The following is a 25,404-nucleotide window of genomic DNA, read 5'->3' on the forward strand; positions in this document are numbered from 1 at the left end:
AAGTAAGATATATACGTAAATATTACATTTTTGTGACAATTCAGATTTTTGTAAAAATTTATACCTATTTGCGCTATAATAGGTATACTTTAAAGAAAAAGGAGATTATGTATGAATAGACGACAACGTTTTTCATTACGGAAATACAAATTTGGTCTTGCTTCAGTTTTATTGGGAACTGCTTTGGTTTTTGGAGCAAGTCAAGTCAGTGCCAATGAGCAGAGTACAGGTGAAAATCAAGCTCAAACTCAGGAAATTAAGACAGAGCTAAAAGACGATAAACACTCAAACTCTACGACTGACTTAACTACCACTAATGGGATAGCTCCAGTAGTTGGAGAGAAACAAGAAGCTGAAACTTCTAAAGAGGATGCTAGTAAACAAGATGCTAAGGTAGAAACTCCAGTTGATAAAACTGCCGAATCTCAAGAATCAGGAAAAGATAGCGCAGTTGCAAACGAAGAGAATCAAGGTGTCGTCCAAAAAGAAACAACAGTAGATACCAGTCCAGCGCCTGCTACTGAGAAGGCTTCTAACATAGAGAACAAAGAGGCTCAAGCAACGACAGCTCCTAAAACTACTGGAGAAACAGCAACTACTGAAAAAGAACAAGAAAAAGCTGAGTCTGCAAAACCCAATAGTCTTTCAAGCAATGATATCATCACAGTACCGAAAACTTGGAAGGCTGGTTACAAGGGAACAGGGACCGTTGTTGCCATTATTGACTCTGGACTTGATTTGAATCATGAGGTACTTCGAATTTCGGATCCGTCAAAAGCAAAATTTAAAAACAAGGAAGCCATCGAAGCAGCTAAAAAGGATGCTGGAATCGACTACGGTAAATGGTATAGTGATAAGGTTGTCTATGCCTATGACTACTTTGACGGAACAGATAAGATCAAAGAAGCAGAAAGAACTTCTCATGGGATGCACGTAACAGGGATTGCAGCTGGAAACCCTGATAAAGAGGCACCAAATGGTGAAAAGGTCTATGGTGTTGCGCCAGAAGCCCAAGTCATGTTTATGCGTGTCTTTTCAGACCGCCAAAAAACGACCAGTTCGGCCCTTTATGTAAAGGCGATTGATGATGCAGTTGCCTTGGGAGCAGATGCCATTAATATGAGTTTGGGATCTAGCACTGGTTCTATGGTCGATGCTGGTTCTGATATTGTGGATGCCATCAAACGGGCTCGTGCCAAGGGAGTTTCTGTTCTTATCTCAGCAGGAAATAGCAATACATTCGGAAATGGTTATTCAAAACCATTAGCTGAAAACCCAGACTATGGCTTGGTTGGAAATCCATCCACTGTTGAGGATTCGATTTCAGTTGCTTCTGTCAACAATAAAACATTGACGACAGCGGTTTTTGAAGTCAAAGGTCTAGAGGGAAATGCCGGTCTTCATAACGGAAAATTTGATTATAATCAACCTGAAGCAGATAAGGACTTTGAAAAAGGAAAAGAGTATGAATACGTCGAAGCAGGGTTAGGTCGTGAAGAAGACTTTGCGAAGTTGGATTTAACTGGGAAACTTGCCCTCATTCAGCGTGGAGCCATGAACTTTTCAGAGAAAATCAAAAATGCACGAAAACACGGTGCAGTTGGTGCTTTAATCTACAATAATGTAGAAGGTGCAAACATCAATATGTCTATTGATGATGAAGCAAAGAAAATTCCTTCTGTATTTATTTCTAAACAGTATGGTGAAGCCTTAAAATCAGGAAACTACAAGATTGTTTTTAATGGTAAGATGGATAATCGTCCTTCTGATGTAGCCAATCAGCTATCTGACTTTTCAAGTTGGGGAGTGACTACCGATGGACAATTAAAACCAGACGTGACAGCTCCTGGCGGTAATATCTACTCATCCTTTAATGACAATACCTATGGTAGTATCAGCGGAACCAGTATGGCGGCTCCTCACGTTACGGGTGTTGCAGTTTTGGTTAAGGAATACCTTCAAAAACACCATCCAGAATTGACTCCTGAGCAAGTATCAGAGACTGTCAAGGCCTTGATCATGTCAACTGCAAAACCACATGTTAATAAGGACACAGGCACTTATACCTCTCCTCGTCAGCAAGGTTCTGGTATTGTTGACACAGCTGCTGCAGTGTCAACAGACCTCTATGTAACGGGTGAAAATGGTTATCCAAGTGTGACTTTAGGAAATGTTGGAGATCAATTTACTTTCAAGGTCACTGTACACAATATTTCAGATACTGACCGTACTCTCAAGATGGTAGTGAATGCCAATACAGACGAAGTCCAAGATGGGAAATTCACCCTTCGACCTCGAAAACTAACGGAGACAGTATGGCCTGAAGTGACGGTCAAAGCCCACAGCAGTCAAACAGTCACTGTTAAAGTGGATGCTCGAAAATTTGCTACTGAACTCAGCAAACAAATGCCAAATGGCTATTTCCTTGAAGGGTTTGTTCGCTTTGTAGATCCGGCAGATGATGGGGATATTGTGAGTCTTGCATTTATGGGCTTCCGAGGTGAATTCCAAAATCTCCCCGCTGTCGAAAAACCAATTTACAACCTTGTTCGAGAAGGGAAAAATGGATTTTACACAGAAGTAGACAAGGAAAATCCTGCCGTTAACTACTCTAATGATGCTACCTATCTAGCTACCTTGCAAAATGACCTTCTAGTGTCTAAAGGTCAACGCCAAGGACGACGAATTACCGTTCTTGGAATTGAACAAAATGCTGAAGGTAAACATGTTCTTCAGTTGGACGAAAAAGGAAATGTCCGTATTGCTATTTCTCCAAACGATGATGGAAACAAAGACCTGGTTGAATACAAAACGGTTGCTTTGAGAAATCTTGTAAATCTTCGTGCAACAGTTTATGCGGCTACAGATACCAAGCATGAACATCCTATTTGGGAGGGCGATGCAAAGGATCTTCGTAAGAATTACTTTGATGGAGACAGTAGAAATCTGAAGAGTTATATTCTAGATAATACTGCTTGGAGAGGCCAGGATTTTGATGGGAATACTGTTGCAGATGGTTTATATGACTATGTTATCAGTTATACACCAGACGTTCCAGGAGCTAAAGAACAATACACGACCTTTAAAATTCAAATTGATACTCAAAAACCTGTAATCACAAGTGGTTATATTCGCTTTAAAGATGGAAACCAAGAATTCGTAGCTCGCAAACCAAAAGATGTGGGGCAAGGCGGTATCCTTTCAGAAAAAGTCTTCTATATCACACCATTTGACCAGAAAGGGACCATGGTTCTAACTGGAAAAGACCAATCTGGAACTCGTGCGCTTGAGAACACCCATCTGATTAAGGCCAATGCTGACGGTAGTTATACACTTCCTAAGGATGTTGATAAGGCTAATAGTTACTATCTTGTTGAGGACTATGCAGGAAATGTAGACTATATCTCACTTGCCGAACTTGTCCGCGATCAAAATAGTGGTCGAATGAAAATTGCCTTGAAGGATGCAAAAACAAACCAGGATATTGATAGCCTCTACGTCTATCGAATCAAAAATAGCAAGGGGCAATATGTTGATGTTGACAAGACAAAAGCGATTCATTTTTTACAGTTTGGTCATTATACAGCAGAAATTTTCAGTTATGATCGAACAGAATTGAAATTTATCAGTGCCTTGTCCCAAGAGTTTGACTTGACGGAAGGTAATAGTTTCCAAACTATTACCTTCCTAGCAAATCTCCTAGAGTATGCACCAGTGTCTGTTTCCTTCAATCAAGCTGTTCCAAAGACGACTACAGTGGTTCTGAAAGGTGAAGATGGGACAAGTATCACTCTTCCTGCTGAAAAATACGGTCAATACGCCTTTGGTAAGAAAGTTGCTACAGGTCGTTATACTGTACAAGTCACCTTGCCAACTGGATATGAACTCCTTGAAGATCTTGTTTCCTTGCTCGTTCAGCCAGGTCGAAATAATGCTTTGCGTCTATCTGTTGTGTCTAAGTTGGCCTTGCTTGCTGCGGTAAATCAACAAAAAGAACTGGTAGAAACGTCTCGTTACTTTAATAGTAGTGCAGATAAGAGAAAAGCTTATGACCAAGCTTTCCAAGTTGCGCAGTCAGCCTTGTCAAGCAAGTTGAAACAAGAATTGATTGATGGCGTTCTCGCTAGTCTTGAAGCTGCTGGTAAAGCTTTGGATGGAAAAGATTCGAACGTTACAGCCTTGAAAGAAGCTATGAAAGCTTACTATGCAACGACTAAAACTGGACGATATGCGAATGCCAAGGAAAAAGTACGTCGAGCTTATGATCGTGCCTTCCAAGAAATCGCCTTACTAGCTGTGGATCCTAAAGTTAAACAGGATCAAATTGACCAATCTCTCATTGCCCTAGCATCAGCTAAAAGCAAACTGAATGGCAAGGCAACAGACTTCTCTAGTCTGAAGAAACTGGTCAAAGATGAACGCCTTTTCCAAGAAAAGAACGCGAGATTTATCTATGCTGACAAGAAAGAAAAAGCAGCTTATCTTTTAACTTTTAAAGAGGCACAGGAACTCCTTAAAGATCCAGGAGCGAGCCAAGAAGATGTCAAAGATGCCATTACAGCATTGAAACAAGCCAAGAGAAATTTACATGGCAAAAAACCAAAAGCGAAAAGACACCCTTAAACAGGACTTTCTGAAGCTTTACTAATAAATGAGTCTGGAACTTTGTTTTCAGACTCATTTTTGGTTTACACTAGCTAGAAAATCTGCTATAATATTAGCTAGGAAAGAAAGTCTTATGGCGTTCTTCAAGCGAGCTTGGGGTAGTGGGAGCCAAGTAGAACAAGGTAAGAAACTGGCGCTTTCTGTCGTATTTTTAAAAACAATGAAGTAATAAATTAGGGTGGAACCGCGTTTCAGACGCCCCTAGTCGCAAGGCTTGGGTGTTGAAATTCGGTTCTTTTTGAATTTCGTCTAATGCCTAAGTAGAAAGGAGCATAATGCTTAAAGGATCTTGTTTATGCAAAGCAGTGACCTACACTTTAGATGAGGAATTGTCGGAATTAGTTTTTTGCCACTGCTCATTCTGTCGGAAAGCAACTGCGTCTGCCTATACAGTGAATGCCAAAGTTAGCAGTAAAAACCTAGTATTGCATGGAAAAGAACAGTTGGTTACCTATAGTTCATCTCCAGGAAAACAACGCTATTACTGTCAGAACTGTCATAGTCAAATTTTCACTGCTCAAGAAAATATACCAGAAGTCTGTGCTTTGAAACTAGGTACAATAGACGAATGCGATCAGAATTTACGAACTGTTCCCAAACGTCATATTTTTCAGGATCCAGCTTTTTCTTGGTTGCTTGATGAATAAATCTAAAAAGATAATATAAATTAAAGGAGTAAACAATGTCTAAGAAATTGACTTTCCACTGCGTCAGTGACAGAGACCTCCTTACAGTCGGACTGCCCCACGCTCAGCACTAGAGTGCCTGAGCTAGACGCAGTACTAACTCGTCTTGCCTCGTATAATCGACAAGGCAGACTCGTGTCGAAAAAAATCATTTTTTATTAAGGAGTATTCAATGTCTAAGAAATTAACATTTCAAGAAATTATTTTGACTTTGCAACAATTTTGGAATGACCAAGGTTGTATGCTCATGCAGGCTTATGATAATGAAAAAGGTGCAGGGACAATGAGTCCTTACACTTTCCTTCGTGCTATTGGTCCTGAGCCATGGAATGCGGCTTATGTGGAGCCATCACGCCGTCCTGCTGACGGTCGTTATGGGGAAAACCCTAACCGTCTATATCAACACCACCAATTCCAAGTGGTTATGAAACCTTCTCCATCAAACATCCAAGAACTGTACCTTGAGTCTTTGGAAAAATTGGGTATCAATCCTTTGGAACACGATATCCGCTTCGTTGAAGATAACTGGGAAAATCCATCGACTGGTTCAGCTGGTCTCGGTTGGGAAGTTTGGCTTGATGGGATGGAAATCACTCAGTTCACTTACTTCCAACAAGTCGGTGGATTGGCAACTGGCCCTGTGACTGCGGAAGTTACCTATGGTTTGGAACGTTTGGCTTCTTACATTCAAGAAGTGGACTCTGTCTATGATATCGAGTGGGCTGATGGTGTAAAATACGGAGAAATCTTTATCCAGCCTGAGTATGAGCACTCAAAATATTCATTTGAAATTTCGGACCAAGAAATGTTGCTGGAAAACTTTGATAAGTTCGAAAAAGAAGCTGGTCGTGCCTTGGAAGAAGGCCTAGTTCACCCTGCTTATGATTATGTTCTCAAATGTTCACACACCTTTAATCTGCTTGACGCGCGTGGTGCCGTATCTGTAACTGAGCGCGCAGGCTATATCGCCCGTATCCGTAACTTAGCCCGTGTAGTAGCCAAAACCTTTGTTGCAGAACGCAAACGCCTAGGCTACCCACTTTTGGATGAAGCAACACGAGCTAAACTCCTAGCAGAAGACGCAGAATAGTAAGTAATACTGTGCTCTAAAATCGTTAAAGACAAGTCGAAGACTTGCTAGAGGGATATGCACCGCCGTACTGTTATGTGGGGATTTTTGAAACCTTGGGTTCAAGAATCAGTCAGCTAAATCCACTTTGATGAGACTGTTGGAAATCTTAGTTTATTTGGTATAAGATTTCCTTACAGACTCACAAAAGTTAGTTAGCGACGTCCCCAGTACCTAAGGTGCATATCAAAAAAGATTGAAGAAAATGTAAAGGAAAAAACATGACAAAAAACTTATTAGTAGAACTCGGTCTTGAAGAGTTACCAGCCTACGTAGTAACTCCAAGCGAAAAACAACTAGGTGAAAAAATGGCAGCCTTCCTCAAGGAAAACCGCCTGTCTTTTGAAGCCATTCAAACCTTCTCAACACCACGTCGTTTGGCTGTTCGTGTGACTGGTCTTGCAGACAAACAGTCTGATTTGACAGAAGATTTCAAGGGTCCAGCAAAGAAAATCGCCTTGGATAGTGATGGAAACTTCACCAAAGCAGCTCAAGGATTTGTCCGTGGGAAAGGCCTGACGGTTGAAGATATTGAATTCCGTGAAATCAAGGGTGAAGAATACGTCTATGTTACCAAGGAAGAAGTGGGTCAAGCAGTTGAAGCCATTGTTTCTGGTGTCGTGGATGTCTTGAAATCCCTAACTTTCCCAGTCAGCATGCACTGGGCTAACAACACCTTTGAATACATCCGCCCTGTTCACACTTTAACTGTTCTTTTAGATGAAGAAGAGTTTGACTTGGATTTCCTTGATATCAAGGGCGGTCGTGTAAGCCGTGGCCATCGTTTCTTGGGACAAGAAACTAAGATTCAGTCAGCTTTGAGCTACGAAGAAGACCTTCGTGCACAGTTTGTAATCGCGGATCCTTGTGAACGTGAGCAAATGATTGTTGACCAAATCAAAGAAATCGAGGCAAAACATGGTGTACGTATCGAAATTGATGCGGACTTGCTGAATGAAGTCTTGAACTTGGTTGAATACCCAACTGCCTTCATGGGAAGTTTTGACGCCAAATACCTTGAAGTTCCAGAAGAAGTCTTGGTGACTTCAATGAAAGAGCACCAACGCTACTTTGTTGTTCGTGATCAAGACGGAAAACTCTTGCCAAACTTTATTTCTGTTCGTAACGGAAACGCAGAGTATTTGGAAAATGTTATCAAAGGAAATGAAAAAGTCTTGGTAGCCCGCTTGGAAGACGGAGAATTCTTCTGGCGTGAGGACCAAAAATTGGTTATTTCTGACCTTGTTGAAAAATTAAACAACGTTACTTTCCATGAAAAGATTGGTTCCCTTCGTGAACACATGATTCGTACAGGGCAGATTGCCATTCTCTTGGCAGAAAAAGCTGGTTTGTCAGTGGATGAAACAGTTGACCTAGCGCGTGCAGCAGCTATTTACAAGTTTGACTTGTTGACAGGTATGGTTGGCGAGTTTGATGAACTCCAAGGAATTATGGGTGAGAAATATGCTCTTCTTGCTGGAGAAACTCCAGCAGTTGCGGCCGCTATTCGTGAACACTACATGCCGACAGCTGCTGAAGGCGAACTTCCAGAGAGCAAGGTTGGAGCCATTCTAGCCATTGCAGACAAATTGGATACGATTTTGAGTTTCTTCTCAGTAGGCTTGATTCCATCAGGTTCTAATGACCCTTATGCCCTTCGTCGTGCGACTCAAGGTGTAGTCCGTATCTTGGATGCTTTTGGTTGGCACATTGCTATGGATGAGTTGATCGATAGCCTTTACAGTTTGAAATTTGACAGCTTGACTTATGCAAATAAAGCAGAAGTCATGGACTTTATCAAGGCTCGTGTTGATAAGATGATGGGGTCAACTCCGAAAGACATCAAGGAAGCAGTCCTTGCAAGTTCGAACTTTGTTGTGGCAGATATGCTAGAAGCAGCAAGTGCTCTTGTCGAAGCAAGCAAGAAAGAAGATTTTAAATCGTCTGTTGAATCCCTCTCACGTGCTTTCAACTTGGCTGAGAAGGCAGAAGGTTCTGACACGGTTGATCCTGCTCTCTTTGAGAATGAAGAAGAGAAAGCTTTGGCGGAGGCAGTAGAATCATTAGTTTTATCAGGAACTGCAAGCCAGCAATTAGAACAACTCTTTGCACTTAGTCCAGTTATTGATGCATTCTTTGAGAATACCATGGTAATGGCTGAAGATCAGACTGTTCGACAAAATCGTTTGGCTATCTTGTCGCAATTAACCAAGAAAGCAGCTAAACTTGCACGTTTCAACCAAATCAATACTAAATAAACTCAGTCAAACGAACTGTATCTTATCACAAAGGAGAAGAAATGGACCCGAAAAAAATCGCTCGTATCAACGAGCTTGCCAAAAAGAAAAAAACAGAAGGCTTAACTTCTGCTGAAAAAGTGGAACAAGCTAAACTTCGTGAGGAGTACATCGAAGGCTATCGTCGTTCTGTTCGCCACCACATTGAAGGAATCAAAATTGTGGACGAAGAAGGCAATGACGTTACACCAGAAAAACTACGCCAAGTACAACGTGAAAAAGGTTTACACGGCCGTAGTTTAGATGATCCTAACTCATAAAACGAAAGGGGTTTGTAGATGATTTACAAGCCTCTTTTCTGTTGCAATTAAAAAGGAGCCAAGTGGCTCCTTTTTGATTTCTTAGTTACTTGCACCAGAAGTAGCGTCTGCGCCACCACCGTGGCCTCCAGCGTCACCTGAATCAGAAGCGCCAGAAGTAGCATCAGCATCTCCATGTCCTCCAGCAGCAGGAGCAAATGGTCCGCTACCACCTACCAAACGTTGACCAGTCTCTTTTAGGTACCAGTCAAGCCATGGTTGGAAGTTAAAGACGATTTCATTGATACCAGCGTATGATCCATCAGGATAGTACATTGCTTGGTAGTTGTGAGTGTTGATAACACCTGCAGGAGATCCTGGAACGATTGTACGTACGTATTCTTGGTTTCCGTTGCGAAGTGTTCCGATAACCCACTCTACGTTCTTCATACGTGCTGGTGGAAGAGAACCATGCACAGTTGACATACGGCTACCTGATTGAGGTGGTACACGTTTAGCAAACATGGTGTCTGGATCTTGGTGAGCGTTATTGTAGTAGAGGAATTGGTTGTTGTCATCAGCATATGTCAATTCAAATGGCATAGCTTTCAAAAACATATCGATTTGGTTAACTGTCAGGATACCGTGGTCTAATTTGACATAGGTATCACCAGAAACAGCACCAGTGATTGCTGCAACTTTTTCTACCCATTCTGGATCGTCAGGGTCAACTTCTGTAATGGTTGTAGCAATTGGTTTTCCACAATCCAAGTCTTCTGGTTCGATTGGTTTTGGTTTTTTCAATTTCGAAACGACTCCTACGTATTTTACAAAGTTATCTAAGCAAGTTTCAAGGAATTTAACAGTTCCTTCGTTAGTGATATTTCCGTTGTTATCAAAAGCTTCCTTAGCTTTACCAAGAAGGAATTCGTTACCTGGAAGCGTGTAGGCATTGACACCTGGAGCATCAAGGATTTTACGAAGGTGAACTTGGGCACGTGATGTTCCTTGGTCATAGTATGATGCACCCACAATCATAACAGGCTTGTTTTCAAATGGATGAACTTCGTATGAAAGCCATTCGAGTACAGATTTAAGTGAAGCTGAGATAGTGTGGTTGTGCTCAGGAGTAGCGATAATAACACCATCAGCACGTGTAATCTTGTTATACAAGAAACGCAATTGGAAGCTTTCGTCCCATTTTTCGTCTTGGTTAAACATTGGAACTTCGTCAATTTCAAGAACTTCTAATTCAAATTTGAATTTGAAATTGCGACGGATAAATTCCAAGAGTTTGCGGTTATATGATTGATCGTAGTTTGATCCAACAAGTCCAACAAATTTCATTCTTTCGGTCTCCTATCTTACAAATTTTCCCAGTCGAATTCTTCAGCATCTTTGCGAAGCAATTCTTGTGCATTGCGCAATTTCTCAGTAATCTTCACAAAGATACGGAAGTCATCAAAGATGGCATCCAATTTCTTGATAACATCAAGGTCAACCAAGTCGCCACTTGGGTTAAATGATTGAAGAGAGTGTGAGAGCAAGAATTCATCTGGAAGAACATTTGCCTTGATTTCAGGAGCATTCAAGATTTGACGAAGTTGCAATTGGGCACGAGATGAACCAAGTGTACCATAGGAAGCACCAGTGATCATGATTGGTTTGTTCAAAAGTGGGTAGATACCGTAAGATAGCCAAGCAAGAGCGCTCATCAAAACTGCAGGGATAGAGTGGTCGTACTCAGGGGTACCGATAATGACACCATCAGATGCTTCAATTTTAGCTGCAATTTCAAGAATTTCAGCTGGAAGTTGCTTATCTGCTGGTTTGTTGAAAACAGGGATATCCTTGATTTCAACGAGTTCAATTTCAGCTTTATCAGCAAAGTGTTTTTGCATGTATTGGAGCAATTGGCGGTTTGTAGAACGTTTAGAGTTCGTTCCAACAATGGCAATAAGTTTTAGCATGAGATTTCCTTTCTCTTTTTACATAATACAATTTTGAAGGCCTGAAGAACAAGCAAGGCGTCCTTCTTTGTCGATGAGGATGGCTTCAATACCATCTATACTTTCGACTTGCCAGAGGATAGAAGCGCTTCGCTCTCCGAAAAGGCGTGTAGTCCAAATCTCACCATCAACGGATTTATCAGAGATAATCGTTAGGCTAGCGAGATCGGTTTCGACAGGGAATCCTGTCTCACTATCAAAGATATGGTGATAGTCTTTTCCATCTACTGTCAGGTGGCGTTCATAGATACCTGAAGTGACAACGGATTTGTTAGAAGCAGGAATGGTTAGGAGATGATTGCCGCGAGGGTTTCTCGGATCTTGAATCCCAATCTGCCAGGCTTTCCCTTCTTTGGCTTGGTTATTCCCGATGGTGAGGATATTTCCTCCGAGATTGATCAGGGCAGAGGTGACACCGTGTGCTTTTAAATACTGGGCAACCTTATCTGCACTATAGCCCTTGGCTAAACAACCTAAATCAAGCTTCATTCCTTTTTTCTCTAAAAAGACAGTAGAGCTAGTCGGATCCAACTTGATAAAATGCGGGTCAACTAGAGATAAGACAGCTTCGATTTCTTTAGAGTCTGGAAGCCGTGCATCTGAAAAACCGATTCGCCAGGTTTGAATCAAGGGGCCAATACTGATATTGAGATGGCTAGATGGAGCTAGACTATGTTCTAACCCAAGAGCAATCAGTTCAAATAAGTCAGGATGGACCTTGACAGGTGCAATTCCAGCCTGGTAGTTGATTTCCATCAGTTCGGATTCTTGACTGTTGGCGTTAAAGCGGTATTCGAGCTCTTTGAGCAAGTCAAAAGCGTCCTGAAGCAGGATTTCTGCCCGCTCATCTACTAATGAAATCGTGATAGTTGTTCCCATTAGCCGTTCAGAGTGCGAACGAAGAGGCAAGCTACCAACTCCTTTCTCTTTATAGGAAATCATTCAATATAAGGTCGTTAAAGAAAAATTAAACCCCTTACATTTTCTTTCCATGTATCTAGCATATCATAAAGTCAGCGTTTTCACAAATGAATTTTGACAAAAAGTCAAGAAATATGCTCAAAATTAATATGAAAACGATAGAAAAATAAGGTTTGTTAATATTAAGTGTATTTTTTTCTGAAAAAAAGAGAATTCTGAGCAAATACCTTGTAAACGCTAACAGTAAATGATATACTAGAAAGGTAAATCAAAAATTAAAGGTAGGAATTTTTCTATGAGTAAAATCGTTGTAGTTGGTGCTAACCACGCTGGTACAGCTTGTATTAATACCATGTTGGACAACTTCGGACATGAGAACGAAATCGTAGTATTTGACCAAAACTCAAATATTTCATTCCTTGGTTGTGGAATGGCGCTTTGGATCGGGGAACAAATTGATGGCCCAGAAGGTCTCTTCTACTCTGATAAAGAAAAAATGGAAGCAAAAGGTGCTAAAGTTTATATGAACTCACCAGTTCTTTCAATTGACTATGATAACAAAGTTGTGACTGCAGAAGTTGAAGGTAAAGAACACAAAGAGTCTTATGACAAATTGATCTTTGCAACTGGTTCAACTCCAATCTTGCCTCCAATCGAAGGTGTTGAAATCGTTAAGGGCAACCGCGAATTCAAAGCAACTCTTGAAAATGTACAATTTGTTAAATTGTACCAAAACGCTGAAGAAGTTATTGAAAAACTTGAAGACAAGAGCAAGCACCTTGAGCGCATTGCCGTTGTTGGTGGTGGTTACATCGGTGTTGAACTTGCAGAAGCCTTTGAGCGTCTTGGAAAAGAAGTTGTGCTTGTCGATATCGTAGACACTGTCTTGAACGGCTACTATGATAAAGACTTCACTCAAATGATGGCGAAGAACTTGGAAGACCATAACATCCGCTTGGCGCTTGGTCAAACAGTAAAAGCTATCCAAGGTGATGGTAAAGTTGAACGTTTGGTAACAGACAAAGAAACATTTGATGTGGATATGGTTGTTCTTGCAGTTGGTTTCCGTCCAAACACAGCCCTTGCTGATGGTAAGATTGAACTCTTCCGTAACGGTGCCTTCCTTGTAGATAAGAAACAAGAAACATCAATTCCAGGTGTTTATGCAGTAGGTGACTGTGCGACTGTTTATGACAACGCTCGTAAAGACACTAGCTACATCGCGCTTGCTTCAAACGCTGTTCGTACTGGTATCGTTGGTGCTTACAATGCTTGTGGACACGAACTTGAAGGAATCGGTGTACAAGGATCAAACGGTATCTCAATCTACGGTCTTCACATGGTTTCAACTGGTTTGACTCTTGAAAAAGCTAAAGCTGCTGGTTACAACGCAACTGAAACAGGCTTTAACGATCTTCAAAAACCAGAATTTATGAAGCATGACAACCATGAAGTTGCCATCAAGATTGTTTTTGACAAAGACAGCCGCGAAATTCTTGGCGCTCAAATGGTATCACGTGATTCAGCTATCAGTATGGGAATCCACATGTTCTCACTTGCTATCCAAGAGCATGTGACAATTGACAAGTTGGCTTTGACAGACCTATTCTTCTTGCCGCACTTTAACAAACCATACAACTACATCACAATGGCTGCACTTACAGCTGAAAAATAAAATTTAATGAACTATCTGGCCTTAGGTTAAGGTCAGATAGTTTTTTAGTTATACTCTTCGAAAATCAAATTCAAACCACGTCAGCGTCGCCTTACCGTATATATGTTACTGACTTCGTCAGTTCTATCTACAACCTCAAAGCAGTGTTTTGAGCAACCTGCGGCTAGCTTCCTAGTTTGCTCTTTGATTTTCATTGAGTATCAATCTGTACCCACACAATTATCCTTTTTTTATCTTGTACTTCATTCTAATCTGCCTTAAAATGAAATGGTAGCTACCAATACAAATGATGAGGATTAAGAAATGACTGAAAATCGTTATGAACTAAATAAAAACTTGGCACAGATGCTCAAAGGTGGGGTTATTATGGATGTGCAGAACCCTGAACAGGCTCGTATCGCAGAGGCTGCTGGTGCGGCAGCTGTTATGGCCTTGGAGCGGATTCCAGCTGATATTCGTGCAGCTGGTGGAGTTTCCCGTATGAGCGATCCAAAGATGATTAAGGAAATCCAAGAAGCTGTCAGCATTCCAGTGATGGCCAAGGTCAGAATCGGGCATTTTGTTGAAGCTCAGATTTTAGAGGCTATTGAGATTGACTATATCGATGAGAGTGAAGTGCTGTCTCCAGCAGACGACCGTTTTCATGTGGACAAGAAAGAATTCCAAGTTCCTTTTGTCTGTGGAGCTAAGGACTTGGGTGAAGCCTTGCGTCGTATCGCTGAGGGAGCTTCCATGATTCGTACCAAAGGAGAACCGGGTACAGGTGACATCGTTCAAGCCGTTCGCCATATGCGTATGATGAATCAGGAAATTCGCCGTATTCAAAATTTACGAGAAGATGAACTTTATGTGGCTGCCAAGGACTTGCAAGTTCCTGTAGAATTGGTCCAATACGTCCACCAACATGGAAAATTGCCAGTTGTCAACTTTGCAGCCGGAGGTGTGGCAACACCAGCAGATGCTGCGCTGATGATGCAATTGGGGGCAGAAGGTGTTTTTGTTGGATCAGGTATTTTCAAGTCAGGAGATCCTGTTAAACGAGCAAGTGCTATTGTCAAAGCCGTAACCAACTACCAAAATCCTCAAATTCTGGCTCAAATCTCTGAAGACCTAGGGGAAGCCATGGTTGGAATTAATGAGAATGAAATCCAAATTCTCATGGCTGAGCGAGGAAAATAGATGAAAATTGGAATATTGGCCTTGCAGGGTGCCTTTGCAGAACATGCAAAAGTGCTAGATAAATTAGGAGTCGAGAGTGTTGAAATCAGAAATTTGGATGATTTTCAACAACATCAGAGTGACTTGGTGGGTTTGATATTACCTGGCGGTGAGTCTACAACCATGGGCAAGCTCTTGCGCGACCAGAACATGCTGCTTCCCATCCGAGAAGCCATTCTTTCTGGACTACCAGTCTTTGGAACCTGTGCGGGTTTAATTTTGCTGGCTAAGGAAATCATTTCTCAGGAAGAAAGTCATCTAGCGACTATGGACATAGTAGTAGAGCGCAATGCCTATGGGCGCCAACTAGGAAGCTTCTATACAGAGGCAGAATGTAAGGGAGTCGGTCAGATTCCCATGACCTTTATCCGTGGACCGATTATCAGCAGTGTTGGAGAGGGTGTAGAAATTCTAGCAACAGTTGATGATCAAATCGTTGCTGCGCAAGAAAAAAATATGCTGGTAACTTCTTTTCATCCAGAATTGACAGATGATGCTGGCTTGCACCAGTATTTTACCAATATGTGTAAAGAAAAAAGTTGAGAAAAGATTCTCAACTTTTTTACATGTAATAAACAATGGCGATGTATTGGAGTGCAGATGCCGCTAGGATAAAGAGATGCCAGATCATGTGGAAATAAGGTTTTTTCTTAGCGTAAAATCCAGCTCCAACTGTATAACAGAGTCCACCAGTTACCATAAGACTCCAGAAAATTGGCGTTGTTTGACTGATAATGGCAGGAATGATAGCCAGAACCAACCAGCCCATAATCAAATAAAGGGCAAGGCTGAATTTCTCATTGACCTTTTTAGCAAAGATTTTATAAAGGATGCCAAAGATGGTCGTTCCCCACTGAATGGCAATAATGAGATAGCCAAACCAGTTATTCATCAAAGTCAATACAACCGGCGTATAAGAGCCAGCGATAGCCACGTAAATCATAGAATGATCGATGATTCGCAAGACGTATTTGTGGGTCGAACCATAGGCCATAGAGTGGTAAATGGTTGACGAGAGGAACATGAGAAAGAGACTGATAACAAAGATAGAAACACCAAAAGATGATAAAAACCCATGTGCTTCATAACTATAGGTGGATGAAATAGGGAGTAGGATGAGCATGATAACGGCACCCACAGCATGGGTCACGCTATTAGCAATTTCCTCTCCAAAACTGAGTTTTTTACTGAGTTTTAGACTGGTATTCATTGGATTTCCTCCTCTTCTTTGATAAGGATTAAGTCTAGAGTTTGATGATAGAGTTTAACCGTTTGACAGCTGGTTTGGATAATAGGATTTTCTGGATCAATCCCATGGTTCATGTAGTCCACAAAAGCATCGTAGAGCTGGTCTGAGCTCGCTTGAGTTTGCAGAGTATTGAGGGTCTGAGCGATTTCTTGGATTGAAAAGACAGACTTGAGAGTAGTAATAGCAATCAAACGAGCAATCTGTTTGCGTTGGTATTTTTTCTTGTCTGGCTTTGTCAGATAACCATGTTTGACATAGTTATTGACCATAGATGCTGTTAGTCCCTTGTCCTTATCTGGAGAGATAGGGGCACAGACCTGATTGACATAAAGTAAAACCTGATCCAGATAGAGGTCAATGTTTGGAATGTCTTCCCATTTTGGGTAGGAAAAGTTAGAATTCATTTCCAACTCCTTTTTATCTAGTTTTAATAACTAGATTATAAAATAATAAAAAACAAAAGTCAAGTTTCAACTGCTTGTAGAAAGCTTTAAATTATGCTATGATGAGAGAAACTAGTTAGAAATGAGGGGAAAAGATGGAGATTCGTTTAGCTTTTCCAAACGAAGTAGATGCCATTATGCAGGTGATGGAGGATGCCAAAAAGTGCTTAGCTGAGTCTGGTAGCGACCAGTGGCAAAATGGCTATCCAAATGCCGACATCATTATTGATGATATCATCTCTGGTCAAGCCTATGTGGCCTTGGAAGAAGGAGAACTACTAGCCTATGCTGCTGTGACCAAGAGCCCAGAGAAATCCTATGAAGCCATTTATGAAGGGAGTTGGCAGGGGGGAGAATCAGAATATCTGGTCTTTCACCGTATCGCTGTGGCAGCAGATGTCCAAGGACAAGGTGTTGCTCAGACTTTCCTAGAAGGCTTGATTGAAGGTTTTGATTATCTAGATTTTCGTTCAGATACGCATGCAGAAAACAAGGTCATGCAGCATATCTTTGAAAAGCTAGGCTTCCAACAGGTTGGTAAGGTTCCAGTTGATGGGGAACGTTTGGCCTATCAGAAATTAAAAAAATGAAGCAGAATAAGTACGCAAAAATGCTCTACCCGTCGCCAATTGGAACCTTATCCTTAGTTGCTGACGAGCAATATCTGTATGGAATTTGGGTACAGGACCAAACTCATTTTGAGAGAGGAATCGCTGGAGATAGTATAGAAATAGTTAAGAAACATCCTGTCCTAGACCAGGTTATTTCCTATTTAGATACCTATTTCGAAGGCAGTGTTCAGGATCTATCTGTCTTACCTCTGGCTCCTATTGGAACGGATTTTGAAAAGCGAGTCTGGGCTTACTTACAGGCCATTCCTTATGGTCAGACAGTGACTTATGGACAAATAGCGCAAGATCTGCAAGTAGCTTCTGCCCAAGCGATTGGCGGAGCAGTGGGGCGCAATCCTTGGTCTATACTCGTACCCTGCCATCGTGTGCTGGGATCAGGCAATCGTCTGACAGGCTATGCATCTGGAGTCGAAAAGAAAGCCTGGCTCTTGCAACATGAAGGTGCAGCATTTCAAGAAAATAAAGAATAGAAAGAAAAGAAGATGTTAGAATTTATCGAATACCCAAAATGTTCAACTTGTAAGAAAGCAAAAAATGAACTAGACCAACTCGGTGTGAACTATAAAGCTGTCCACATCGTAGAAGAAACACCAAGTGAAGACGTGATTTTGAAGTGGTTGGAAACTTCCGGTTTTGAAGTGAAACAATTTTTCAATACCAGCGGGATCAAATACCGTGAACTGGGCCTAAAAGATAAGGTGGGAAGTTTGTCAAAACAAGAAGCAGCCAAGCTTCTAGCCAGTGATGGTATGTTATTGAAACGTCCCATTTTGGTGGAGAATGGTGCTGTTAAACAAATTGGCTATAGAAAGACCTATGAGAACTTAGGTTTGAGATAGTTTTTATTTATCCCCTTGATAGGTAAAATATATAGCCTCCCTGTTTTAAAGTGTGATAAACTAGAAGATAGACAAAGTCTGAGTAGCCCGTAGCAAATAATTTGCTTGCGCGCAGAAGTATGATAGAATGAATCATTATCAGGAGAGGATGTTTTTATGACTGTTACAACATTTTTAGCATCAGATTGGTACCAAAGTTTGATGCAATTCATTCCGGATGGTAAGCTCTTTAGTTTGCGTTCGGTCTTTGATGGAATTCCAAGGATTGTCCAACAACTGCCTACAACCTTGATGTTGACGCTTGGAGGTGCACTCTTTGGTTTGCTACTTGCCCTGATTTTTGCCATTGTTAAGATCAATCGTGTTAAGATTTTATATCCCTTGCAGGCCTTTTTCGTCAGCTTCTTAAAAGGTACCCCAATCCTAGTTCAACTTATGTTGACCTACTACGGAATTCCTTTAGCACTGAAAGCTATCAACCAACAATGGGGAACTGGTCTCAATATCAATGCGATTCCAGCAGCGCTTTTTGCGATTGTGGCCTTTGCTTTTAATGAGGCGGCTTATGCAAGTGAAACGATTCGTGCGGCCATCCTTTCTGTTAATCCAGGTGAAATTGAGGCGGCACGCAGTTTGGGTATGACTCGTGCGCAAGTATACCGTCGCGTGATTATTCCAAATGCAGCGGTGGTAGCGACACCGACTTTGATTAATTCCCTTATCGGTTTGACCAAAGGAACTTCTCTAGCCTTTAGCGCAGGTGTTGTGGAGGTCTTTGCCCAAGCTCAGATTTTAGGTGGAGCAGATTACCGCTATTTTGAACGCTTCATCTCCGTTGCTCTCGTTTACTGGGTGGTCAATATCGGAATTGAAAGCCTCGGCCGTTTCATCGAGAGAAAAATGGCTATCTCAGCGCCGGATACAGTGTCTACAGATGTGAAAGGAGACCTTCGTTAATGATTAAGATTTCGAATTTAAGCAAATCCTTTTCAGGACAGACAGTCTTGAATCATCTGAACTTGGATATCCAAAAAGGGGAGGTAGTGGCTTTGATTGGTTCATCTGGAGCTGGGAAATCAACCTTTCTTCGTAGTTTGAACTACCTTGAAACTCCAGATAGTGGAACGATTCAGATTGACAATTTTAAAGTTGATTTTTCGCAGATTAGCCAAGAAGAAATCCTAACCCTTCGTCGCAAGTTGTCTATGGTTTTCCAACAGTTTAATTTGTTTGAACGCCGAACAGCCCTTGACAATGTCAAGGAAGGTTTGGTTGTCGTTAAAAAATTATCGGACGAGGAAGCAACAAAAATCGCCAAGGAAGAGTTGGCTAAGGTTGGACTTTCTGACCGTGAAAACCATTACCCTCGACACTTATCAGGTGGACAGAAGCAACGGGTTGCCCTAGCGCGTGCGCTTGCTATGAAACCAGATGTCTTGCTCTTGGACGAGCCCACTTCAGCCCTTGACCCAGAGTTGGTCGGTGAAGTAGAAAAGTCTATTGCAGACGCTGCCAAGTTAGGTCAGACCATGATTTTGGTCAGTCACGATATGTCTTTTGTAGCCCAAGTGGCAGATAAGATTTTGTTCCTAGATAAAGGGAAAATCATCGAGTCTGGTACACCGGATGAAATCATCAATCATCCGAAAGAAGAACGAACAAAAGAATTCTTTGCTAGTTACAAACGGACTTATATTTGATATAATAGAAAAAGGAAAACTCAGTTAGTTGGACTAGCTGAGTTTACTCTTTAAAAAAGATAGAAACGAGAGAGATCATGCTACTGCATCTATTTTCTTTGTATTTCGAGAGTTTGATCTTAACGACCATCCTTGTCGTGATTTTTCTGGGGATTTGGATCGGATTGAGAGCTATGTCTGGTGTGGACAAGACAGCCAAAGCTCGCCAAGCCCATCTCTATGATATGATTATGATTGGAGTCTTGGTCGTTCCGGTGTTATCCTTTGCCGTCATGAGTTTGCTCTTGGTTGTCAAGGCATAATCCTTGCGTGACGAACAAGAATGAGTTAGAATAAAGATAGTTACAACAAGAAAGAAGGAATTGAAATGTACGATACGATTATTATCGGTGCTGGACCTGCGGGAATGACCGCTGCCTTATATGCCGCTCGCAGCAATCTGAAAGTGGCTTTGATTGAAGGTGGTCTGCCAGGCGGGCAAATGAACAACACATCTGATATTGAAAACTATCCAGGTTATGCCAACATCAGTGGACCTGAATTGGCTGAAAAGATGTTTGAACCACTTGAAAACCTTGGAGTGGAGCATCTTTATGGCTACGTTGAGAATATTGAAGACCAGGGTGACTATAAGAAGGTAATCACTGATGATCAAGTTTACGAAACCCGTACTGTCATTGTAGCAACTGGTTCCAAACACCGTCTTTTGGGAGTTCCCGGAGAAGAAGAACTGAACAGTCGAGGTGTTTCTTACTGTGCGGTCTGTGATGGAGCTTTCTTCCGTGATCAAGACTTGCTCGTAGTCGGTGGTGGAGATTCAGCGGTAGAAGAAGCCCTCTTCTTGACTCGCTTTGCCAAGACTGTCACTATTGTTCACCGTCGAGATGAACTTCGTGCCCAAAAGGTTTTGCAAGACCGTGCTTTTGCAAATGAGAAAATCAACTTTATCTGGGATTCTGTTGTCAAGGAAATTAAAGGTGAAAATCGAGTAGAATCTGTAATTTTTGAAAATGTAAAAACGGGTCAAGTGACAGAGCAAGCCTTCGGTGGTGTCTTTATCTATGTCGGTTTGGATCCTGTTAGCGATTTTGTTAAAGAATTGAATATTCAAAACCAGGCGGGGTGGATTGTAACAGATAACCACATGAAGACTGCTGTTGATGGTATCTTTGCGGTTGGGGATGTTCGCCAAAAAGACCTTCGCCAAGTCACAACAGCAGTTGGAGATGGGGCTATCGCTGGTCAAGAAGCCTACAAATTTATTACAGAACATAGTTAAGAAAAAAGTTTCCAATCACTTGATTGGAAACTTTTTTATAGTCGGTTTCGGAAAACTTCGTACATGAGAATGGCTGCAGCCACACTGGCATTGAGGCTTTGAACATGCCCATTCATGGGAATGGTTATCATTTCATCGACCTGTTTTTTGATGTTGCTGGAGATGCCTTTTCCTTCATTTCCGATGATGAGGGCGATTTTCCCTTTTGTATTCCACTTGTGGCAAGGAGTACCGTTCATATCCGTTCCAAAGGTCCAGAAGCCTTCATCCTTGAGTTTGTCTAGGGTTTGACTGAGGTTGGTCACTCGCGCAATCGGTACATGCTCAATAGCACCTGTGGCCGTTTTGGCAACGACAGGAGTCACTCCGACAGCACGGTGCTTGGGAATGATGACACCTGAAACATTGGTCGCATCAGCAGTCCTTAAGATAGAGCCTAAGTTGTGAGGGTCAGTTAGACCATCCAGAATCAATAAAAGTGGATTTTCTTCTTGACGTGTTTTTGCAAGGATGTGATCTAGCTCGCTATAGGCAAATTCGGACACTCGTAGAACAAAACCTTGATGGACAGCGCCTTCGGTCATTTCAGAGAGGGATTTTTTTGAGGTCCAAGAAATGGATACCTTTTTTTCTGTAGCCAGTTCCTTGACCTTCTCAACATTCTTACCTCGAAGATCTTCTTGGAGGTAGAGTTTATTTCCAGTGTTTGCAAGGAGGGCTTCTGTAACGGCGTGTACGCCATAGACAATATCATTTGTTTTCATGCCTCTATTATAACACAAAACCCCGTCTTGCAACGGGATTTTCTTTATTCGAGGATGAGGAGTCCATCTTTGACAGCAAATGGGTCTTTCTCATTGATACGATCGTAAAACATGATTCCGTTTATATGATCAATTTCATGTTGGACAACGATAGAGTTGTATCCCTTGAGCTTGATTCGGTGTTTTTCGCCATCCTTGTCAAAGTAATCAACAGTGACACGGGCATGACGGACAACATAGCCAGGCACATTTCGGTCAACAGAAAGACACCCTTCTCCTTCGCCAAGAGCAGCGTCCTGAACAGAGTGAGATACAATTTTTGGATTGTACATAATAGCTTGCAAGTCGTAGGCTTCCTGTGGAGTTTCACCTTCTTCCACAATATTTGGGACCAAGACGGCAATAATGCGTTTTGAAATATCGAGTTGGGGAGCAGCCAGCCCAACACCACCGCGGAGCCCCATTTTCTCAGCCATAACAGGATCTTGGGAATGTTTGAGGAATTGCATCATCTTTTCACCAAGGATGATTTCCTGGTCAGACAGTGGGAAAGTGACCTCCTCAGCAACTGCGCGAAGAGTTGGATTCCCCTCGCGGATAATATCGTTCATATCAATTAAGTGAGCAGCTTTTGTAATACGTTCTATTGTAGACATTTTCTCTCCTTTCATTACCTCTACATGATAACACAAAATAGGCGAGAAAGAAAGTCGCAGAAGTTCCTAAAAAATAATATAATAAACGGTATTCCTCTTTTGTCTGTGGTATAATAAAAGAAAAGACTTGCACCAAAAAGCAAGGGGGAATAAAGATGGAAAAGCGACAAGATAGACGGTCTCAGGGCTCTCTTTATGGGGTGTGGAGAACTAGTGTGGATTTCTTTCGGAATTATAAATCCTGGACCAATGCCCAGTTTATTATTGTGTTATTGCTTGCAGTTGCCTTATCCATGGGGGGGAACTTATTAGTTCGAGCAGTACAAGGTAGTAAGGGAACAAGCCCTGGTAGCCAAACTCTTGATTCAGCTAGTACATCTGGTCAATCCAAGGAAGATCAGTCTGGTGAAACAACGGCACGTATCATGGCAAATGGTGACCTTCTTTATCATATCCCTATCTACCGAACAGCTCTTAAAGAAGATGGGACCTATGATTTCCATGAAAATTTTGAGTATGTAAAACCCTGGCTCAAACAAGCGGATTTGGTGATTGGTGACTTTGAAGGAACGGTGAACAAGGACCACTACTTGGCAGGTTATCCTCTTTTTAATGCACCAGGGGAAGTCATGGATGCGATCAAGGATGCAGGCTACCAAGTTCTAGACTTGGCTCATAATCATATTTTGGATTCTCAAATTGAGGGAGTGGTTTCAACGGCTCAAGCTATTGAAAAGGCTGGAATGACACCCATCGGAGTCTACACACATGAATCCCGTGACCAAGCCCCTATAGTCATCAAGGAAGTCAATGGTATCAAGGTAGCTCTCCTGGCCTATTCTTATGGTTTTAATGGCATTGAGCAGTATATCTCTCAAGAGGACTATAATCGCTATCTTTCTGATTTGAATGAAGATAAGATGAAGGCAGAAATCGAGCGCGCAGAGAAAGAAGCGGATATTACTGTCATCATGCCTCAGATGGGAATTGAGTACCAGCTAGAACCAACGGAAGAACAGAAAACACTGTACCATAAGATGATTGACTGGGGAGCTGATATTATCTTTGGAGGACATCCTCACGTCGTTGAACCTGCCGAAACAGTTGAAAAAGATGGTGACAAAAAACTGATTATCTATTCCATGGGAAATTTCCTCTCAAATCAACGCATTGAAACCATGCAAGACGAGGAAAATGCCAAGTGGACAGAGCGCGGTGTTCTTATGGATGTGACCATTAAGAAAAAAGATGGAAAGACAAGGATTGAAACCGCCAAAGCGCATCCTACTTGGGTCAATCGAACACCTAAAGGAACTTACTCTCCAGAAGGCTATCCGCTTTTCCTCTATCAGACCTATATCCTAGAGGACTTCATCGAGGGGGGCAGTCACCGTGACAAGTTGGACGAGGCGACCAAGGAACGAATTGACACGGCCTATAAAGAAATGAATGAACATGTAGGGTTGAAGTGGTAGACGCTCGCCCTAAAGGAGACGAGATGACGATTAAATTAATTGCAACGGATATGGATGGAACTTTGCTGGATCCAAGAGGGCAACTGGACTTGCCGCGTTTAGAAAAGATTTTAGACCAATTAGATGAACGAGGTATCCGTTTTGTCATTGCGACGGGGAATGAAGTTCACCGTATGAGGCAATTACTAGAACACTTGGCGAGTAGAGTAGTTCTAGTCGTTGCCAATGGGGCGCGTATTTTTGAAAACAATGAACTGATTCAAGCGCAGACCTGGGATGATGCTATGGTTGACAAGGCTCTCCTTCATTTTAAAGGGAGAGAGTGCCGAGATCAGTTCGTCGTCACTAGTATGAACGGGAGTTTTGTCAAGGAAGGGACTGTTTTTACAGACCTAGAAAAATTTATGACACCAGAGATGATTGAAAAACTTTACCAAAGGACCAATTTTGTGGATGAGCTAAACTCAGACCTCTTTGGAGGAGTTCTAAAGATGAGCATGGTCGTTGGTGAAGAACGTTCTAGTTCAGTTTTGCAGGAAATTAATGATTTATTTGATGGTCGTGTAAGAGCTGTTTCTAGCGGTTATGGCTGTATCGATATCCTGCAGGCTGGGGTTCACAAGGCCTGGGGATTGGAAGAATTACTCAAGCGCTGGAATTTGAAATCGGAACAAATCATGGCCTTTGGTGATAGCGAAAACGATGTCGAAATGCTAGAGCTGGCTGGAATTGCCTATGCGATGCAAAATGCAGCTGATGAGGCCAAGGCAGTTGCAACTTCCCTAGCTCCAGCTAACAGCCAGGCGGGCGTTTATCAAGTTCTAGAGAATTGGTTAGAGAAAGAGGGATAGGGTGGCAGTACAGTTATTAGAGAATTGGCTCTTAAAGGAGCAGGAAAAAATTCAAACCAAGTATCGTGAATTGAATCAAGTATCTGTTCTAGAGCCAGATATCATCTTTATTGGTGATTCGATAGTGGAATATTACCCTCTTCAAGAGTTATTTGGTGTTGCCAAGACGATTGTTAATCGTGGCATCCGAGGCTATCAGACGAGATTGTTATTAGAGAATTTGGATGCCCATCTTTATGGTGATGCTGTCGATCAAATTGTTCTCTTAATTGGGACAAATGATATTGGAAAAGATATTCCCATGAATGATGCTTTGGATAATCTTGAGCGTGTAATCCAATCGATTGCCCGAGATTATCCGCTGTCACAAATAAAGCTTGTTTCTATTCTGCCAGTCAATGAAGGAGAAGAATACAAGCAGACTGTTTATATCCGAACCAATGAAAAGATCAGAGAATGGAATCAAGCCTATGAGGCTCTAGCCTCCGCCTATATGCAAGTAGATTTTCTACCAATTTATGATAGTTTGACGGATTCAGAAGGACAACTTCAATCAGCCTATACAACGGATGGCCTCCATCTGAGTGTAGCTGGTTATCAAGCTTTATCAAATACTTTAAAAACGTATCTTTTCTAAAGAAACGGCTTGATTTTGCATTTTTTTTGAAGATAGGTTA

General features: G+C 41.8%; 25 protein-coding genes. 18 read left to right on the forward strand and 7 right to left on the reverse strand.

Translation table 11 applies throughout. From position 1 onward, the window contains the following. The first annotated feature begins 111 nt into the window (after positions 1-111). The 5 genes from HMPREF2655_RS06055 to HMPREF2655_RS06075 all read left to right on the forward strand — a co-directional run bounded on the left by HMPREF2655_RS06055 (position 112) and on the right by HMPREF2655_RS06075 (position 9,037). Positions 112-4,623 carry a S8 family serine peptidase gene (locus HMPREF2655_RS06055; RefSeq protein WP_070838130.1) on the forward strand — a complete coding sequence of 1,504 codons (4,512 nt, stop codon included), beginning with the start codon at positions 112-114 and terminating at the stop codon, positions 4,621-4,623. A 317-nt stretch (positions 4,624-4,940) separates the two neighbouring features. Then, on the forward strand, positions 4,941-5,312 hold the full coding sequence (locus tag HMPREF2655_RS06060; protein WP_070838132.1) for a GFA family protein: 372 nt from the start codon (positions 4,941-4,943) through the stop codon (positions 5,310-5,312). 211 nt (positions 5,313-5,523) lie between these two features. Further along, complete coding sequence (gene glyQ, locus HMPREF2655_RS06065; protein WP_000038733.1) at positions 5,524-6,441, forward strand: glycine--tRNA ligase subunit alpha; 918 nt, start codon at positions 5,524-5,526, stop codon at positions 6,439-6,441. Positions 6,442-6,701: 260 nt separating this feature from the next. Beyond that, positions 6,702-8,738 (forward strand): glycine--tRNA ligase subunit beta, encoded by a 2,037-nt coding sequence (gene glyS / locus HMPREF2655_RS06070; RefSeq protein WP_070838134.1) that lies wholly within the window; start codon positions 6,702-6,704, stop codon positions 8,736-8,738. Positions 8,739-8,779: 41 nt separating this feature from the next. Further along, the gene (locus tag HMPREF2655_RS06075; RefSeq protein ID WP_000371291.1) at positions 8,780-9,037 is read left to right on the forward strand and encodes a DUF896 family protein; all 258 of its coding nucleotides are present in this window, start codon (positions 8,780-8,782) and stop codon (positions 9,035-9,037) included. Between the two features lie 81 nt (positions 9,038-9,118). Here HMPREF2655_RS06075 and HMPREF2655_RS06080 read toward each other — a convergent pair whose 3' ends face one another. Genes HMPREF2655_RS06080 through HMPREF2655_RS06090 form a run of 3 tightly spaced genes read right to left on the reverse strand, consistent with a single transcriptional unit; the run spans position 9,119 to position 11,934 of the window. Further along, positions 9,119-10,363, reverse strand: a complete 1,245-nt coding sequence (locus HMPREF2655_RS06080) for an NAD(P)H-dependent oxidoreductase (RefSeq protein ID WP_049501180.1) — start codon at positions 10,361-10,363, stop codon at positions 9,119-9,121. A 17-nt stretch (positions 10,364-10,380) separates the two neighbouring features. Beyond that, a complete protein-coding gene (locus tag HMPREF2655_RS06085) occupies positions 10,381-10,986 on the reverse strand; it encodes an NADPH-dependent FMN reductase (protein WP_012000572.1) in 606 nt (201 codons plus the stop codon). An 18-nt stretch (positions 10,987-11,004) separates the two neighbouring features. Beyond that, the gene (locus tag HMPREF2655_RS06090) at positions 11,005-11,934 is read right to left on the reverse strand and encodes an FAD:protein FMN transferase (RefSeq protein ID WP_070838359.1); all 930 of its coding nucleotides are present in this window, start codon (positions 11,932-11,934) and stop codon (positions 11,005-11,007) included. A 307-nt stretch (positions 11,935-12,241) separates the two neighbouring features. Here HMPREF2655_RS06090 and nox point away from each other — a divergent pair, with 307 nt between their 5' ends. From nox to pdxT, 3 genes are all read left to right on the forward strand, one after another. Further along, on the forward strand, positions 12,242-13,621 hold the full coding sequence (gene nox / locus HMPREF2655_RS06095; RefSeq protein WP_070838136.1) for a H2O-forming NADH oxidase: 1,380 nt from the start codon (positions 12,242-12,244) through the stop codon (positions 13,619-13,621). Positions 13,622-13,924: 303 nt separating this feature from the next. After that, a complete protein-coding gene (pdxS, locus tag HMPREF2655_RS06100) occupies positions 13,925-14,800 on the forward strand; it encodes a pyridoxal 5'-phosphate synthase lyase subunit PdxS (protein ID WP_000138522.1) in 876 nt (291 codons plus the stop codon). Further along, entirely contained in the window at positions 14,801-15,382 is a 582-nt protein-coding gene (pdxT, locus tag HMPREF2655_RS06105) for a pyridoxal 5'-phosphate synthase glutaminase subunit PdxT (RefSeq protein ID WP_070838137.1), read from the forward strand. Positions 15,383-15,401: 19 nt separating this feature from the next. Here the strand turns inward: pdxT and HMPREF2655_RS06110 are convergent, their stop codons facing one another. After that, on the reverse strand, positions 15,402-16,049 hold the full coding sequence (locus tag HMPREF2655_RS06110) for a PAQR family membrane homeostasis protein TrhA (protein ID WP_001097972.1): 648 nt from the start codon (positions 16,047-16,049) through the stop codon (positions 15,402-15,404). Next, positions 16,046-16,492: a DUF1836 domain-containing protein gene (locus tag HMPREF2655_RS06115; RefSeq protein ID WP_001087578.1), complete on the reverse strand. Its 447-nt coding sequence runs from the start codon at positions 16,490-16,492 to the stop codon at positions 16,046-16,048. The genes HMPREF2655_RS06110 and HMPREF2655_RS06115 overlap by 4 nt, the downstream gene beginning before the upstream one ends. A gap of 134 nt (positions 16,493-16,626) precedes the next feature. Between HMPREF2655_RS06115 and HMPREF2655_RS06120 the strand changes: the two genes are divergently transcribed. From HMPREF2655_RS06120 to trxB, 7 genes are all read left to right on the forward strand, one after another. Then, positions 16,627-17,121: a GNAT family N-acetyltransferase gene (locus HMPREF2655_RS06120; RefSeq protein WP_070838139.1), complete on the forward strand. Its 495-nt coding sequence runs from the start codon at positions 16,627-16,629 to the stop codon at positions 17,119-17,121. Then, positions 17,118-17,633, forward strand: a complete 516-nt coding sequence (locus HMPREF2655_RS06125; protein ID WP_070838142.1) for a methylated-DNA--[protein]-cysteine S-methyltransferase — start codon at positions 17,118-17,120, stop codon at positions 17,631-17,633. Before HMPREF2655_RS06120 ends, HMPREF2655_RS06125 begins: the two co-directional genes overlap by 4 nt. Before the next feature lie 12 nt (positions 17,634-17,645). Further along, complete coding sequence (locus tag HMPREF2655_RS06130; protein WP_070838144.1) at positions 17,646-18,002, forward strand: arsenate reductase family protein; 357 nt, start codon at positions 17,646-17,648, stop codon at positions 18,000-18,002. 156 nt (positions 18,003-18,158) lie between these two features. Next, positions 18,159-18,959, forward strand: a complete 801-nt coding sequence (locus HMPREF2655_RS06135) for an amino acid ABC transporter permease (protein WP_049490755.1) — start codon at positions 18,159-18,161, stop codon at positions 18,957-18,959. Next, positions 18,959-19,702 (forward strand): amino acid ABC transporter ATP-binding protein, encoded by a 744-nt coding sequence (locus tag HMPREF2655_RS06140; protein WP_070838146.1) that lies wholly within the window; start codon positions 18,959-18,961, stop codon positions 19,700-19,702. The genes HMPREF2655_RS06135 and HMPREF2655_RS06140 overlap by 1 nt, the downstream gene beginning before the upstream one ends. A gap of 77 nt (positions 19,703-19,779) precedes the next feature. After that, entirely contained in the window at positions 19,780-20,004 is a 225-nt protein-coding gene (locus tag HMPREF2655_RS06145) for a DUF4059 family protein (protein ID WP_070838148.1), read from the forward strand. Between the two features lie 65 nt (positions 20,005-20,069). Then, a complete protein-coding gene (gene trxB, locus HMPREF2655_RS06150) occupies positions 20,070-20,981 on the forward strand; it encodes a thioredoxin-disulfide reductase (RefSeq protein WP_070838151.1) in 912 nt (303 codons plus the stop codon). Between the two features lie 35 nt (positions 20,982-21,016). Here the strand turns inward: trxB and rlmB are convergent, their stop codons facing one another. Together rlmB and def are read right to left on the reverse strand one after the other, a co-directional pair. Beyond that, positions 21,017-21,745, reverse strand: a complete 729-nt coding sequence (gene rlmB / locus HMPREF2655_RS06155) for a 23S rRNA (guanosine(2251)-2'-O)-methyltransferase RlmB (RefSeq protein WP_000855742.1) — start codon at positions 21,743-21,745, stop codon at positions 21,017-21,019. Between the two features lie 44 nt (positions 21,746-21,789). Next, a complete protein-coding gene (gene def / locus HMPREF2655_RS06160; RefSeq protein ID WP_065371699.1) occupies positions 21,790-22,401 on the reverse strand; it encodes a peptide deformylase in 612 nt (203 codons plus the stop codon). 155 nt (positions 22,402-22,556) lie between these two features. Here def and HMPREF2655_RS10055 point away from each other — a divergent pair, with 155 nt between their 5' ends. The 3 genes from HMPREF2655_RS10055 to HMPREF2655_RS06180 are packed head-to-tail and all read left to right on the forward strand — an operon-like array spanning position 22,557 to position 25,364. Further along, positions 22,557-23,876, forward strand: a complete 1,320-nt coding sequence (locus tag HMPREF2655_RS10055) for a CapA family protein (RefSeq protein WP_083306903.1) — start codon at positions 22,557-22,559, stop codon at positions 23,874-23,876. A gap of 23 nt (positions 23,877-23,899) precedes the next feature. Beyond that, positions 23,900-24,727 carry a Cof-type HAD-IIB family hydrolase gene (locus HMPREF2655_RS06175; RefSeq protein WP_070838153.1) on the forward strand — a complete coding sequence of 276 codons (828 nt, stop codon included), beginning with the start codon at positions 23,900-23,902 and terminating at the stop codon, positions 24,725-24,727. 1 nt (position 24,728) lies between these two features. Continuing rightward, positions 24,729-25,364 carry an SGNH/GDSL hydrolase family protein gene (locus HMPREF2655_RS06180; protein WP_070838156.1) on the forward strand — a complete coding sequence of 212 codons (636 nt, stop codon included), beginning with the start codon at positions 24,729-24,731 and terminating at the stop codon, positions 25,362-25,364. Positions 25,365-25,404 lie beyond the last annotated feature (40 nt).

The sequence above is a fragment of the Streptococcus sp. HMSC066F01 genome (assembly GCF_001837335.1).
GTDB lineage: Bacteria > Bacillota > Bacilli > Lactobacillales > Streptococcaceae > Streptococcus > Streptococcus oralis_S.

Excerpts from the sequence above, each read along its gene's own strand:
- def (WP_065371699.1), bottom strand. The coding sequence starts at position 22,401 with ATGTCTACAATAGAACGTATTACAAAAGCTGCTCACTTAATTGATATG.
- trxB (WP_070838151.1), top strand. The coding sequence starts at position 20,070 with ATGTACGATACGATTATTATCGGTGCTGGACCTGCGGGAATGACCGCT.
- HMPREF2655_RS06055 (WP_070838130.1), top strand. The coding sequence starts at position 112 with ATGAATAGACGACAACGTTTTTCATTACGGAAATACAAATTTGGTCTT.
- HMPREF2655_RS06125 (WP_070838142.1), top strand. The coding sequence starts at position 17,118 with ATGAAGCAGAATAAGTACGCAAAAATGCTCTACCCGTCGCCAATTGGA.
- HMPREF2655_RS06130 (WP_070838144.1), top strand. The coding sequence starts at position 17,646 with ATGTTAGAATTTATCGAATACCCAAAATGTTCAACTTGTAAGAAAGCA.
- glyQ (WP_000038733.1), top strand. The coding sequence starts at position 5,524 with ATGTCTAAGAAATTAACATTTCAAGAAATTATTTTGACTTTGCAACAA.
- HMPREF2655_RS06075 (WP_000371291.1), top strand. The coding sequence starts at position 8,780 with ATGGACCCGAAAAAAATCGCTCGTATCAACGAGCTTGCCAAAAAGAAA.
- rlmB (WP_000855742.1), bottom strand. The coding sequence starts at position 21,745 with ATGAAAACAAATGATATTGTCTATGGCGTACACGCCGTTACAGAAGCC.
- HMPREF2655_RS06135 (WP_049490755.1), top strand. The coding sequence starts at position 18,159 with ATGACTGTTACAACATTTTTAGCATCAGATTGGTACCAAAGTTTGATG.
- glyS (WP_070838134.1), top strand. The coding sequence starts at position 6,702 with ATGACAAAAAACTTATTAGTAGAACTCGGTCTTGAAGAGTTACCAGCC.
- HMPREF2655_RS10055 (WP_083306903.1), top strand. The coding sequence starts at position 22,557 with ATGGAAAAGCGACAAGATAGACGGTCTCAGGGCTCTCTTTATGGGGTG.
- pdxS (WP_000138522.1), top strand. The coding sequence starts at position 13,925 with ATGACTGAAAATCGTTATGAACTAAATAAAAACTTGGCACAGATGCTC.
- HMPREF2655_RS06080 (WP_049501180.1), bottom strand. The coding sequence starts at position 10,363 with ATGAAATTTGTTGGACTTGTTGGATCAAACTACGATCAATCATATAAC.
- HMPREF2655_RS06145 (WP_070838148.1), top strand. The coding sequence starts at position 19,780 with ATGCTACTGCATCTATTTTCTTTGTATTTCGAGAGTTTGATCTTAACG.
- pdxT (WP_070838137.1), top strand. The coding sequence starts at position 14,801 with ATGAAAATTGGAATATTGGCCTTGCAGGGTGCCTTTGCAGAACATGCA.
- nox (WP_070838136.1), top strand. The coding sequence starts at position 12,242 with ATGAGTAAAATCGTTGTAGTTGGTGCTAACCACGCTGGTACAGCTTGT.
- HMPREF2655_RS06120 (WP_070838139.1), top strand. The coding sequence starts at position 16,627 with ATGGAGATTCGTTTAGCTTTTCCAAACGAAGTAGATGCCATTATGCAG.
- HMPREF2655_RS06115 (WP_001087578.1), bottom strand. The coding sequence starts at position 16,492 with ATGAATTCTAACTTTTCCTACCCAAAATGGGAAGACATTCCAAACATT.
- HMPREF2655_RS06060 (WP_070838132.1), top strand. The coding sequence starts at position 4,941 with ATGCTTAAAGGATCTTGTTTATGCAAAGCAGTGACCTACACTTTAGAT.
- HMPREF2655_RS06085 (WP_012000572.1), bottom strand. The coding sequence starts at position 10,986 with ATGCTAAAACTTATTGCCATTGTTGGAACGAACTCTAAACGTTCTACA.
- HMPREF2655_RS06110 (WP_001097972.1), bottom strand. The coding sequence starts at position 16,049 with ATGAATACCAGTCTAAAACTCAGTAAAAAACTCAGTTTTGGAGAGGAA.
- HMPREF2655_RS06140 (WP_070838146.1), top strand. The coding sequence starts at position 18,959 with ATGATTAAGATTTCGAATTTAAGCAAATCCTTTTCAGGACAGACAGTC.
- HMPREF2655_RS06175 (WP_070838153.1), top strand. The coding sequence starts at position 23,900 with ATGACGATTAAATTAATTGCAACGGATATGGATGGAACTTTGCTGGAT.